At 65.1% G+C, this 12495-nt stretch carries 10 protein-coding genes; 4 read left to right on the top strand and 6 right to left on the bottom strand.

Features of this window, described 5'->3' with window-relative positions; all coding sequences use genetic code 11:
* Positions 1-190: 190 nt before the first annotated feature.
* Positions 191-382, bottom strand: coding sequence for a hypothetical protein (locus tag DXH78_RS10695; protein ID WP_115517011.1), 192 nt, complete (start codon positions 380-382; stop codon positions 191-193).
* Between the two features lie 243 nt (positions 383-625).
* On the opposite strand from DXH78_RS10695, the gene DXH78_RS10690 reads away from it, so the two are divergent.
* Together DXH78_RS10690 and DXH78_RS10685 are read left to right on the top strand one after the other, a co-directional pair.
* Positions 626-1393, top strand: coding sequence for a L,D-transpeptidase (locus DXH78_RS10690; RefSeq protein ID WP_115517010.1), 768 nt, complete (start codon positions 626-628; stop codon positions 1391-1393).
* A 150-nt stretch (positions 1394-1543) separates the two neighbouring features.
* Positions 1544-2428: a 50S ribosomal protein L11 methyltransferase gene (locus DXH78_RS10685; RefSeq protein ID WP_115517009.1), complete on the top strand. Its 885-nt coding sequence runs from the start codon at positions 1544-1546 to the stop codon at positions 2426-2428.
* A 101-nt stretch (positions 2429-2529) separates the two neighbouring features.
* Here the strand turns inward: DXH78_RS10685 and DXH78_RS19870 are convergent, their stop codons facing one another.
* A complete protein-coding gene (locus DXH78_RS19870) occupies positions 2530-2859 on the bottom strand; it encodes a hypothetical protein (RefSeq protein ID WP_168192771.1) in 330 nt (109 codons plus the stop codon).
* A gap of 135 nt (positions 2860-2994) precedes the next feature.
* Between DXH78_RS19870 and DXH78_RS10675 the strand changes: the two genes are divergently transcribed.
* Positions 2995-4815, top strand: coding sequence for an aminopeptidase P family protein (locus DXH78_RS10675; protein ID WP_115517007.1), 1821 nt, complete (start codon positions 2995-2997; stop codon positions 4813-4815).
* An 827-nt stretch (positions 4816-5642) separates the two neighbouring features.
* On the opposite strand, the gene ligA is transcribed toward DXH78_RS10675, so the two are convergent.
* Positions 5643-7790, bottom strand: a complete 2148-nt coding sequence (gene ligA, locus DXH78_RS10670) for an NAD-dependent DNA ligase LigA (RefSeq protein WP_115517854.1) — start codon at positions 7788-7790, stop codon at positions 5643-5645.
* Between the two features lie 68 nt (positions 7791-7858).
* Between ligA and DXH78_RS10665 the strand changes: the two genes are divergently transcribed.
* Positions 7859-8143 carry a GIY-YIG nuclease family protein gene (locus DXH78_RS10665; protein ID WP_115517006.1) on the top strand — a complete coding sequence of 95 codons (285 nt, stop codon included), beginning with the start codon at positions 7859-7861 and terminating at the stop codon, positions 8141-8143.
* A gap of 78 nt (positions 8144-8221) precedes the next feature.
* On the opposite strand, the gene recN is transcribed toward DXH78_RS10665, so the two are convergent.
* From recN to lpxC, 3 genes are all read right to left on the bottom strand, one after another.
* Positions 8222-9892, bottom strand: coding sequence for a DNA repair protein RecN (gene recN, locus DXH78_RS10660; RefSeq protein ID WP_115517853.1), 1671 nt, complete (start codon positions 9890-9892; stop codon positions 8222-8224).
* Between the two features lie 118 nt (positions 9893-10010).
* Positions 10011-10883 (bottom strand): outer membrane protein assembly factor BamD, encoded by an 873-nt coding sequence (locus DXH78_RS10655; protein ID WP_115517005.1) that lies wholly within the window; start codon positions 10881-10883, stop codon positions 10011-10013.
* 225 nt (positions 10884-11108) lie between these two features.
* Positions 11109-12065: a UDP-3-O-acyl-N-acetylglucosamine deacetylase gene (gene lpxC, locus DXH78_RS10650; protein WP_115517852.1), complete on the bottom strand. Its 957-nt coding sequence runs from the start codon at positions 12063-12065 to the stop codon at positions 11109-11111.
* Between the last annotated feature and the right edge of the window lie 430 nt (positions 12066-12495).

The raw sequence follows: 12495 nt of genomic DNA, 5'->3' as shown, positions 1-12495 counted from the left end.
CTCTCCTTCGAGACGCATCTTTCGTCAGCGCGTGAGCGCGCTAACAAAAGATGCTCCTCAGGATGAGGGTGGAGCAAGGTTCGCGCGCCGACGATCGCCAGTACCGGGCTCTGGATTCCGGGTTCGCGAGCTTCGCTCGCGCCCCGGAATGACGGCCTGTTACAGAGCGCGCGTCGCAAGACGCAGCCCCTCACCCGTTTCCCTCCACGCCCTTCTTCATCACCTCGAAGACGAGGTCCTGTCCACATTCGGCACAGCGGTAGACATGCCGCATGCGATCCGGCCGCGACGGGATCGGCGCCACGGCGGTGATGCGGGCAATGCCGCCGCAGCCGCAGGCGACGGCGGCATCGGTGCGGGTTGGAACGGACGGCAGGGACATCGGGCGGGTTCGGCTCGCGTTCAAGCGGACCAATCCATGAGCCGCGCTGCGGTTCCGCCGGCGGCATGGCACATTGCCCGCGCGCCGATACGACAAATGTGCCGCAGCGGCGCGGCGAAATGTCCGCTCACGCGTTAGTGAGCCAACAGCGCGCGCAATCGCGCCACAATGCCGCCGCGCTGCGCTTCCATCCTGGTTTCTCGTCGTGCCGCCTCGTTCACGGGGCCTGGAGTTTTACAGTCAATGCGTATCCGTCCTGCATCATGGCTTGCCGCGCTCATCGCGGGCTGCGCCATGTCCGTCATCTTGTCCGCCTTCACCGCCGCCCCGGCCCGCGCCGATCTTCTGATCACGGTGGACAAGACCAGCCAGCGCATGACGGTCGAGAAGGACGGCGAGGAGCTGTTCGTCTGGCCGGTGTCCACGGGCGCCGCCGGCTACGATACGCCGTCCGGCACCTTCAAGCCGTTCCGCATGGAGAAGGACCATTTCTCCCGCGAGTGGGACGACGCGCCGATGCCGCACTCCATCTTCTTCACCATGAAAGGCCACGCCATTCACGGCTCGACGCACAAGAGCATCGGCCGCCCGGCCTCGCATGGCTGCGTGCGGCTCGAGCCGAAGAACGCGGCGCTGCTGTTCGATCTCGTCAAGCAGGAGACCATGGGCAAGACGCGCGTCGTGCTCACCGGCGAAGCGCCCGGCGTCACCGCACCGGCTGTCGCGCGGCGCAACGCGCCCTCACGCGCCGCCGACTTCGAGCAGAGTTTCTCCAGCGACGATGTCACCGCCTCGATCGAACCGCGGCTGACGCCGCCGGCCGACATTCCGCGCGGCTATTATGCGCCGCCTTCTTATGCCCCGCGGGATTATGCGCCGCGGCGGGAATACGGTCAGGAGCGCCGCGCCGTGATCGGCTATCGCGATACGCGCACCGGGCAGATCTATTATTACGACCGGCCGCGCTACGAATATGCGCCGCCGCCGCGCTATTATTACGGCGAGCGGTAGAAACCCGCCTCATCCTGAGGCGCACGCCAAGGCGTGCGTCTCGAAGGATGGGGCGGCCTCGTCCTTCGCGACGCGGCCTGCGGCCGCTCCTCAGGATGGGGCCGGGAGAGGCCGTTGCCAAGTTCAGGCCGCCGCGCAATTGTCGGCGACATGAGCGATTCCACCACCGTTGCCCGCCTGACCTGCGCCGACAAGACCACGGCGCGGCGCATCGCCGATGTGCTCGACGAGATGCTGGAGGCGGAGGACGTCGCCTGCGGCTCGTTCGAGGCCGATGACGGCTCCTGGCATGTGGCGCTGCATTTCGCCGAACCGCCGGACCCGGCTGCGCTGCGCGCCTTGGTGGCGGGCGTCGCCGGCGATGCGGCGGCGGCCGCACTGACCATCGACACCGTGGCGGCGCGCGACTGGGTGGCGGAGAGCCTCGCCGGCCTGACGCCGGTGCGCGCCGGGCGTTTCGTCGTCCACGGCGCGCATGACCGCGGACGTCTCAAGGACAACGATTTCAATATCGAGATCGAGGCGGCGCTGGCCTTCGGCACCGGCCATCACGGCACGACGCGCGGCTGTCTACTGGCGCTGGCGGCTTTGGCCAAGCGCAAGCGGCGCTTTCATGTGCTGGATATCGGCACCGGCACCGGCGTGCTGGCGATCGCGGCGGCCAAGATCTTTCATACGCGGGCGGTGGCGACCGACATCGACCGCGTCGCGGTGGCGGCCACGCGCGCCAATGCCCGGCTCAACCGGGTCGGGCCGCTGATCACGCCGGTCCATGCCCCCGGGACCCGGGCGCCGGACATTCAAAAGAGTGCGCCCTACGACCTGATCTTCGCCAATATCCTGCTCGGCCCGCTGACGCGGCTGGCGGTGCCGATCGCGCGGCTGGTCGCGCCGGGTGGCCGCGTCGTGCTGTCGGGGCTGCTGACGAGCCACGCTCCTGCCGCGCGCTCGATCTACGGCGCGCAGGGCCTGCGCCTCGAGCGCGCCGAGCATCTGGAAGGCTGGACCACCCTCACCCTCAAGCGCGGCCGCTGATCACCAGGACCATTCACCAGTACTGCACATAAGAAAACCGCTCCGGGCGGGGACCGGAGCGGCTTCCAATTGAACGCACGCAACGCCAAACGACGGCGGGCTTACTGGGCCTTCGTGGCCGGGTATTCCAGCCGCGTGTAAAGGCGGATCTCGCGCTCTGCCTGCTTCATGCGGGCTTCCATCATCGCCTCAAGAAAGCGGCGGAAGAAGCTCTTGGCCGGGGCCTGGGTGTCGGTCGTGGCCACGGTCTTCGCGGCGGTCGGGGCATTTCCGTAAGTGAGGGCAACCATCTGTCTCTCCATCAAACCGATTCGATCCCGGTATTGCGATGCAACATAGACCATTTCGCAGATGCGAAAACCCCCGACATTGCATGGAAGACCTGTGAAATCAGCAATTAAGCCTTTGTTAATCGGCGTATTTTCGAGCAATTGCTCACCAAAATATGTGCATCGCACAATTGTGTGCGTGAGATGGTCAACGGCGCACGAAGCTTGCTGAAAGGGTGGTCACTCTGCGCGAAAGTTTCATCGCCATCGCGCGCTCTGTCCGACTAAAGTGCCGCCATGTTCGAAGCCCGCTTTCAGACTTTCGACGACGCCAGCGAGGGCGCGCTCTGCGCCGGGCGAGTCGCCGCTCTCCGTGCCGATCTCAAGCGCCGCGGCCTCACCGGCCTGCTGATGCCGCGCGCCGACCGCCAGCAGAACGAATACCTGCCGGCGAGCGAGGAGCGCCTGGCCTGGCTGACCGGCTTTACCGGCTCGGCCGGCGCGGCCATCGTGCTGGCCGACAAGGCCGCGCTGTTCGTCGATGGCCGCTATACGCTGCAGGTCCAGTCGCAGACCGACACTGCGGTGTTCACCATCGAACATTTGGTCGACAACCCGCCCCCCGTTTGGCTGGAGCAGAACATCAAGGCCGGCGACCGCATCGGCTACGACCCGTGGCTGCACACCGCCGACAATGCCGAACGCTTCGCGCGCGCCTGCGCCAAGGCCGGCGCCGCTCTGGTGCCGCTCGACGACAATCCGATCGACGCCTTGTGGGCCGACCGACCGGCCCCGCCCAGCGCCGCCGTGACTCTGCGGCCTCTGACGCTCGCCGGCGAGAGCACCTCCGACAAACTCGCACGCATCAAGGATGAACTGACCAAGCTGCGCGTCGACGCGCTGATCGTGTCGGATCCGCAGAACGTCGACTGGACATTCAACATTCGCGGCTCCGATGTGGCGCATACGCCGCTGGCGCTCGGCTTTGCCGCGATCCCGCGCGACGGCCGCCCGCGGCTCTATGTCGATCCCGGCAAGCTCTCCAACGAAGTCCGCCATGCGCTGGAGGAACATGCCGATGTCCATGCCACCGACGATCTGGCGCGCGACCTCGCGGGCTATAAGGGGCAATCCGTCCTGCTCGATCAGGGCAGCGCGGCCGATGCGCTGACGCGCATCGTTTCGGACCATGGCGGCCAGCCGACGCGCACCGCGGATCCGATCACCTTGATGAAGGCAGTGAAGAACAACGCCGAGATCGCCGGCACGCGCGCCGCGCATTTGCGCGACGGCGCGGCGATGACGCGCTTCCTGTGCTGGCTGGATCATGAAATGCCCTCGGGCAAGCTCACCGAAATCGACGCGGTCAAGGCGCTGGAATCCTTCCGCCGCGACACCGGCTTGCTGAAGGACGTGTCGTTCCCATCCATTTCGGGCGCCGGGCCGAACGGCGCCATTGTGCATTACCGCGTCACGTCGGCGACGAACCGCGTCATCGGCAAGGACGAGATGTTTCTGATCGATTCCGGCGCGCAATACGAAGACGGCACCACCGATATTACCCGCACCGTCATCAACGGGGTGCCGACCGATGACATGCGCGACCGCTTCACCCGCGTGCTCAAGGGCCATATTGCCATTGCCGAAGCGGTGTTTCCGATGGGCACGACCGGCGCGCAGCTCGATCCCCTGGCGCGCGTTGCCTTGTGGCAGGCCGGCATCGATTTCGATCACGGCACCGGCCACGGCGTCGGCAGCTATCTGTCGGTGCATGAAGGGCCGGCACGCATTTCCAAGCTCGGCCATGTGCCGCTCAAGCGCGGCATGATCCTGTCGAACGAACCGGGCTATTACAAAACAGGCGCCTATGGCATCCGCATCGAGAACCTGGTGTTGGTGATTGCCGCGCCCTCGCCCGACGGGGCCGAGAAGCCGCTCAATGCGTTTGAGACCTTGAGCTTCGCGCCGATCGACCGGCGGCTGATCGATCCGCGCCTGCTGACCGCGCAGGAACTGCACTGGCTGAACAATTATCACGCCCGCGTGCGCGAGGCGGTGACGCCGCTGGTCGATCCGGCGACGCAAAGCTGGCTGGAGCAGGCGACGAGACCTCTTTGAGTCATTCCGGGACGCGCGTCATCGCCCGCATTGTTTGGTCGGCCCCGGGCAGGCCGCAGTCCAAGATCTTCATTCCATCGCCCTTCGATAACGAGGGCGCGCGGAACGCCGGGGCCCAACAACCCCATGACTCTGTGCGCGTGTTGGTTTGGTAGTGCGCACAGACGTCGTCGCCACGGAATTGCCGGACCTCCGGCGTTCCGCACGCGGTGTTTATAGGTTTGCTCCGCAAAGCCCCCGGTGGACCAACCTTTCAGGCGGCCCTTCTTCGAAGGACGGCCTATCCACCGCTCGCGGCGCGGTTCAGGCTTCTTCGGACTCTCCATTCCGGGCCGCCTTTCAAGAACCCTGGTATCGAGTTCTTGTCCGGCGGGCCGGAGTTTCTGAGCCCTACGACGCACATTCCCGCCCCAGTGATGCGCGGCGGGCGCATCGGGACCTTGCGGCTTGGACCGCCGGGAGGGGAGTTTGCGCCGCATCTCCGACGCCCCGAACCCGGCCACCGCTCCCCGCCCCAGCATCTGGAGACGCTGATCAGACACCCCTCGCAGAAGGGGCGGGATGCAGGGAATATAGACCTAGGCTTAAATACAGTCAAGCGCTAGTTTGAATAAATTCCGCCCTCATGGTGAGGAGGGCCGAAGGCCCGTCTCGAACCATGGGGCGGCCTCAATCCTTCGAGACGCGCACTTCGTGCGCTCCTCAGGATGAGGCCGAATAAGTGCTGCGGCATCTGGATTCCGGGTTCGCGCGTTTCACCCGCGCCCCGGAATGACGGAGAGAAGCGTCCCGAATGACGACCTTGGCGATACAGCCGGCCGGAAGGATTACGAAATCAGCGCCAGCCACTCGTCTTCGCTGAGCACCGTGACGCCGTGCTTCTGCGCCTCGGCGAGCTTGGAGCCCGCGCCGGGGCCGGCGACGACATAATCCGTCTTCTTCGACACCGAGCCCGACACCTTAGCGCCTAAACGCTCGGCCGTGGCTTTCGCCTCATCGCGGGTAAACTTCTCCAGCGAGCCGGTGAACACCACGGTCTTGCCGGCGACCTTCGAGTCCGTCTTCGGCTTCTCGGCGTCGAGCACCTTGACCTGCTTCACCAGCCGCTCGACCGCGGCAAGGTTGCGCTTTTCCTTGAAGTAGTCGGTCACCGCCTCGATCACGGTGTCGCCGATCTGGTCCAGCGCATCCATCTCGGCGATAGCCTCTTCATCGCCCTTGGCCACTTTCAGCGCCGCATCGTGGAACGCCTGCCACGAACCATAACCGCGCGCCAGCGACAGCGCCGTGGTCTCACCGACATGGCGAATGCCGAGCGCATAGATGACGCGATCGAGCGCGATCTCGCGTCGCGCATCAATGGCCGCGAACAGATTGCGCACCGAGGTCTCGCCGTAGCCCTCTTCCTCCAGCAGTTCCTTCCGGTGCTGGCGCTCCAGCGTGAAGATGTCCGCCGGCTCCTTCAGCCAGCCCTTCTCGTGGAACAGCTCGATCTGCTTCTCGCCCAGGCCGTCGATGTCGAATGCGCGGCGCGAGGCGAACAGCTTGAGATGCTCGACGGCCTGCGCCTTGCAGATGAAACCGCCGGTGCAGCGCCGCACGGAATCGAGCCGTCCGGTCGCCGCGTCGTGCTCACGCACGGCTTCGCTGCCGCACACGGGACATTCGGTGGGAAACTTATAGGGCTTTGCATTCTTCGGCCGCTTGTCGAGTACGACATCGACGATCTGCGGAATGACGTCGCCGGCGCGCTGGATGATCACGGTGTCGCCGATGCGGATATCACGGCCCTCGCGCAACGGCTCACCGTTATTGTCGATACCCTTGATGTAGTCCTCGTTGTGCAGCGTCACATTCTGCACGATCACGCCGCCGACGCCGACCGGCTCCAGCTTGCCAACCGGCGTCAGCGCGCCCGTGCGACCGACCTGGATGTCGATGCCGATGAGTGTCGTCGTCGCTTGCTCGGCGGGAAACTTGTGCGCGATGGCCCAGCGCGGCGTGCGCGACACGAAGCCGAGCCGTTCCTGCCAATCGATGCGGTCGACTTTATAGACGACGCCATCGATATCGTAGTCGAGGCTGGCGCGCTGCTCGCCGATCTTGCGATGAAAGGCGATCAGCTCATCCACCGAACGGCACATCCTGGTCAGCGGATTGGTGGTGAAGCCGCAGTGCTCGAACCACTTGATCATGCCGGATTGCGTCTCCTCCGGCATCTCGCTGATCTCGCCCCAGGCATAGGCGAAGAAGCCGAGCGGCCGCGACGCCGTGATCGCCGGATCCTTCTGGCGCAGCGAACCGGCCGCGGAGTTGCGCGGGTTGGCAAAAATCGGTGCGCTTAGCTCCTTCTGCCGCTCGTTGAGTTTGAGGAAGTCGGCCTTGGTCATATAGACCTCGCCGCGCACCTCGACGACCGCCGGCAGGTTTTTGCCTTTGAGCTTTTGCGGCACATCCTTGATGGTGCGGATATTGGCGGTGACGTCCTCGCCTTCCTGGCCATCGCCGCGCGTCGCGGCGGTGACGAGTTCGCCATTCTCGTAGCGCAGCGACATCGACAGGCCATCGATCTTCGGCTCGGCGGAAAACGCAATCGGCTCGTCTTCGGACAGTTTCAGAAAGCGGCGGATGCGGCCGACGAAATCGACGACGTCCTCTTCGGCGAAGGCGTTGTCGAGCGACAGCATCGGCACGGCGTGGCGCACCTTGGCGAAGCCGCGCGCCGGCGCGGCACCGACCTTCAGCGAGAGCGACTCGAGCGTGCGCAACTCGGGAAAGCGCGCCTCGATGGCGTTGTAGCGCTTGCGCAGTTCGTCATATTCGGCGTCGCTGATCGTCGGCGCGTCAAGCTGGTAATAGCGCTTGTCGTGGCCGGCGATCTCCTGCCCGAGCCGCGCATGCTCGGCATCGGCCTGCTTGCGGGTGAGCAGTTCGACGGGCGTCTTGTCGGTGCGAACTTTGGTGGATTTGGCCATGGTATACTGGCTCGTCATTCCGGGACGGCGCGGAGCGCCGGGCCCGGAATCCATAGCCCCGGTGACCGATGTTTTACGTTTACCTGACGGCAAGCAAAAAGCACGGGACCCTCTACCTCGGCGTGACGAACGATCTAGTTCGGCGCATTTACAAACACAAGTCTAAGGTCGGACAAGGTTTCACATCTCGGCACAACGTCGTGCGCCTTGTCTGGTTTGAAGTCTACGACGATCCAGTCAACGCCATCACTCGCGAAAAGGTACTGAAGAAATGGCGGCGGGATTGGAAGGTCCGGTTGATTGAAGAAGAAAACCCGGATTGGTTTGACCTTTATCCGTCGATCACAAAGTAAGCTGCGGCGTATGGATTCCGGGCCCGGCCCTGCGGGCCGTCCCGGAATGACCGGGTTTGGACCAAGTGCCCAGAATGACTAACTCGCCGCCTTGATCAACCGTTCCGCCGCGGCGCGCGCCTCGTTGGTAATCTCCGCGCCCGCCAGCATGCGGGCGATTTCCTCGCGGCGATGATCGGCGGCAACTTCAGTGACGCGCGTCGCCACGCGCTTGCCCTTGTCGAGCGCATCCTTGGAGATGACGTAGTGCCGGTCGGCGCGCGCCGCCACCTGCGGCGCATGCGTTACGGCCAGCACCTGCACGTTCTTGCCCAGCCGCGCCAGCCGCATGCCGATGGCGTCCGCCACCGCGCCGCCAACGCCGGTGTCGATTTCATCGAACACCAAGGTCGGCGCCGAACCGCGATCGGCCAGCACCACCTTGAGCGCTAGCAGAAAGCGCGCCAGTTCGCCGCCGGAGGCGATCTTCATCATCGGGCCCGGCTTGGTGCCGGGATTGGTCTGCACCCAGAACTCGACGCGGTCGATGCCGTTCGGCCCCGCGGCATTCGCGTCGGTGTCGATCTGCGTGGAAAACTTCGCGCGCTCCAATTTGAGCGGCGGCAGTTCGGCGTTGACGGCCTTGTCGAGCTTGGTGGCGGCCTTCACGCGCGCCTTCGACAGAATATCGGCGGCTGCCCGAAACGCGGCATCGGCGGCGGTGGCGGCTTTCTCCAGCGCCTTGAGCCTGGCCTCGCCGGCATCGATCAGGCCGATATCGTCGCGGTACCGGGCGGCGAGCGCGGCAAGATCGTCCACCGGCACATTGTATTTGCGCGCGGCGGCGCGCAGCGCAAACAGCCGTTCCTCGTTGCGCTCCAGTTCGGCCGGATCGAAATCGGCGGCGCGCAAGGCGGCTTCGAGATGCGCGCGGGCTTCTTCCAGCGCATTGAGCGCGACGTCGAACGACTTCACCGACGGCTCGACCAGCATTGGCGCCTGCTGCGCGCGGCGCTCGAGCCGGCGCACCGCGGCGGCCAATGCCGGCACCGCCGAGTTGGAGCCGGCAATGGCGTCGAAAGCGTCGCGCAGATCCTCCGCCACCTTCTCCGATTGCATCATCACCGTGCGGCGTTCGGCGAGCGTCGTTTCCTCGCCCGGCTGCGGGCTGAGCTTGTCGAGTTCGGAAACGGCATGGCGCAGCCAGTCGCTCTCGCGGCGGGCGCGCTCGATATCGGCCTTGTGCGCGGCGAGCGCATCGCTCGCCTCGCGCCGGGCGTCCCACAGCGCCGCGACCCTGGCGGCGTCGGCGTCGAGGCCGCCGAAAGCATCCAGCAGGCTGCGGTGCGTGGCGGCATCCACCAGCGCGCGGTCGTCATGCTGGCCGTGGATCTCGACCAGCACCGAACCGAGCTGCTTGAGGACCTGCACGCTGACCGGCTGATCATTGACGAAAGCCCGGGTACGGCCATCGGCAAGCTGGACGCGGCGCAGGATCAACGTGTCCTCGTCAGCGATATCGTTGGCGGCAAGAACGGCGCGCGCCGGGTGCTTGGCGCCCACTTCGAACGACGCCGTGACCTGGCCCTGTTCGGCGCCCTGCCGCACCAGCGACTGGTCGCCGCGGCCGCCGAGCGCCAGCGCGAAGGAGTCGAGCAGGATCGACTTGCCGGCGCCGGTCTCGCCGGTGAGCACGGCAAGGTGACCGGCGAAATCGATGTCGAGCCGGTCGATCAGGACAATGTCGCGGATCGAGAGACGGGAGAGCATGGCGGAGGAGCCGTTCCGGTACGGCGTCATGCCCGGCTTCATGCCGGACATCCACGCCTTATCGATTCGAACGTATCTTTAAGGACGCCGCGGATGGGTACAAGAGGGGAACGAAAGTTCAGCCCAGGCCGACCTTCTTGAAGGCCCGGCTGATCCAGGACCCCTTGTTCTCGCTGGGCTCGAGGCCGGCGCCCTTCACGCGTTCATAGGCGTGCTTGTACCAGGGGCTGTCCGGGAAGTTGTGGCCGAGCACGGCCGCCGCGGTCTGGGCCTCGCCGGAGATGCCGAGCGCCATATAGGCCTCGGTCAAACGCATCAGCGCCTCTTCGACCTGCCGCGTGGTCTGATACTGCGTCACCACCACCTTGAAGCGGTTGATGGCGCCGGTGAAGTCCTTCTTCTCCAGGTAATAGCGGCCGATCTGCATTTCCTTGCCGGCGAGCTGGTCGCGGGCAACCTCGACCTTCTGCTTGGCGCTGACGGCATATTCGCTGGTCGGATATTTGCGGATCACCTCGTCAAGCGCGGCGAGCGCCTTTTCGGTGCGGTCCTGGTCGCGGGTGATGTCCGGGATTTCATCGAAATAGGACGCGGCGATCAGGTATTGCGCATACGCGGCGTCCGGGCTGCCCGGATGCAGCGAGATGTAACGCTTGGCCGACGTGACGCACTCATCGTAATTGCCGGCCTGGTACTGGGCATAGGCCGTCATGATCAGCGACTTGCGGGCCCACTCCGAATACGGGTGCTGGCGATCGACTTCCTCGAATTTGGTGACGGCCTTCTTGAGATCCTTCTTGTTGTTCAGAAGGAACAGGCCCTCGTTATAGAGGCGGTCGGCGGGCTCGTCCGGCGGCGTGTCGTCCTTGCTGCCGAAGATGTTGAGGCTGGAACAGGCGCCGAGGCTCGCGGCGAGCAGGACCAGCGCCGCCACGCGCGCGGCGCGCCGGGCCAGGCCCGGCCGGAATGTATCTGTCGCACGCAAGGTCATTCCGGCTCTATCCGTCGACACTACCAGTGTGGAAATTCTAGTCTCTCGGGCGGCCATTGTAGGAGGCCCGCGTCCCCATATCCTTAACGGAGAGCCCGGCCCGCGCCAACGGCGCGATTGCCCGTGCAAAAACCCCGCAGGATCAGCGATTAGGGGGACAATCGGCCGGGATTAAGGCGGCTTGATGCCACCGCGGCCTCCCAAGACCGAAGCCGACGGATAATCTCAGGAAACCTCGGGGCCGAAGGCCGCAGCCGGCACGCCGGCGGCAAGGTCGGCACGGCCGCGCGGGCGGACAGTGCGCTCGACCGGGGCCTCAACCACCCGCCAGGCGGCGGTGTTGTTCATCAGCGCGGTCAGCACCGCGTTGTTGAGCTTGTGGCCGCCGCGGATGGTCTTGTAGGCGCCGATCAGCGGCAGGCCGGCCAGCGCCAGATCGCCGATCGCGTCCAGCGCCTTGTGGCGCACGAATTCGTCGGCGAAGCGCAGGCCTTCCGGGTTGAGCACGCGGTCGTCCGAGACGACCAGCGTGTTGTCCAGCGAGGCGCCGAGTGCATAGCCGGCGCTCCAGAGCTTCGAGACGTCCTTCATGAAGCCGAAGGTGCGAGCGCGGGCGATCTCGTTGCGGAAGGTGTCCGGCGTCACGTCGACGTCGAGCGTCTGCTTGCCGATCAGCGGATGATCGAACTCGATCTCGGCCTCGACACGGAAACCATGCTCATAAGGGCGCAGTTCGCCGAAAGCGTGGTCCTTGACGACCTGAACCGGCTTGATGACTTCGATGAAGCGGCGCGGCAGCGCGCGGTCGGTGAGACCGGCCTGATCGAGCGCCTCGACGAACGGCATGGCGCTGCCGTCCATGATCGGGACTTCCGGACCGTCGATTTCAACGATGACGTTGTCGACATGGAGACCGCGCAGCGCGGCCAGAATATGTTCGGCGGTCGAGCACAGCGGGCCCGAAGCATCGCCCAGAACGGTGGCAAATTCGGTGGCGGTCACGGCGCGGACGTCGGCGCGAACCTGACGCTCGATACGGCCCTCGGCATCGACGCGGCGGAAAACAATGCCGGCGTCGTCATCGGCCGGCAGCAGCGCCAGCGTGACGTTACGCCCGGAATGCACACCGACGCCGGTGACGGTCACTTCGTCACGAAGAGTGGTTTGCTTAGCGCCCTTCATCGACCCCTGTTCCGCGAAACCGCCCGTGTCCTTCGACACCCTCGCACCGCGACACTTTCGCGCTGCAACCCTCTGGCAATTCCGCTTCAGTCCTACGCGAGGCCACAATTCTGCCTACGCTCGTCACTTCCGTGCAGATGTGGCCGATCCCCCCTAGGACCGGAAAAGCCCCTTCCGCGCCCGAAACTTAGGCGCATGCCGATGGCCGTCCAACACACGGTTTCTTACGGACTGTTACTCTTTTTCGCCGCAATTTACGAATGGGCGGCGGCCGTTATGCGGAGTTTACCCTACCGGCCCCGGAGGCGGATGCGGCCGAAATGCCGCTTCGGGACATAATTTCCAATATTTTCAAATACTTAAGTAAATACTGCAGCGCAATAAAGATGTTCGGCTGCCCCGCCACAACTCATTGGCGGGGCAGCCGAAT

Origin of the sequence: Undibacter mobilis, from assembly GCF_003367195.1 — a bacterium.
Taxonomy (GTDB): Bacteria; Pseudomonadota; Alphaproteobacteria; order Rhizobiales; family Xanthobacteraceae; genus Pseudolabrys; species Pseudolabrys mobilis.
The sequence above is the reverse complement of the archived record's forward strand: the minus strand, read 5'-3'. Positions and strand labels throughout refer to the sequence as shown.

Excerpts from the sequence above, each read along its gene's own strand:
- DXH78_RS10695 (WP_115517011.1), bottom strand. The coding sequence starts at position 382 with ATGTCCCTGCCGTCCGTTCCAACCCGCACCGATGCCGCCGTCGCCTGC.
- DXH78_RS10690 (WP_115517010.1), top strand. The coding sequence starts at position 626 with ATGCGTATCCGTCCTGCATCATGGCTTGCCGCGCTCATCGCGGGCTGC.
- DXH78_RS10685 (WP_115517009.1), top strand. The coding sequence starts at position 1,544 with ATGAGCGATTCCACCACCGTTGCCCGCCTGACCTGCGCCGACAAGACC.
- DXH78_RS10675 (WP_115517007.1), top strand. The coding sequence starts at position 2,995 with ATGTTCGAAGCCCGCTTTCAGACTTTCGACGACGCCAGCGAGGGCGCG.
- ligA (WP_115517854.1), bottom strand. The coding sequence starts at position 7,790 with ATGGCCAAATCCACCAAAGTTCGCACCGACAAGACGCCCGTCGAACTG.
- DXH78_RS10665 (WP_115517006.1), top strand. The coding sequence starts at position 7,859 with ATGTTTTACGTTTACCTGACGGCAAGCAAAAAGCACGGGACCCTCTAC.
- recN (WP_115517853.1), bottom strand. The coding sequence starts at position 9,892 with ATGCTCTCCCGTCTCTCGATCCGCGACATTGTCCTGATCGACCGGCTC.
- DXH78_RS10655 (WP_115517005.1), bottom strand. The coding sequence starts at position 10,883 with ATGACCTTGCGTGCGACAGATACATTCCGGCCGGGCCTGGCCCGGCGC.
- lpxC (WP_115517852.1), bottom strand. The coding sequence starts at position 12,065 with ATGAAGGGCGCTAAGCAAACCACTCTTCGTGACGAAGTGACCGTCACC.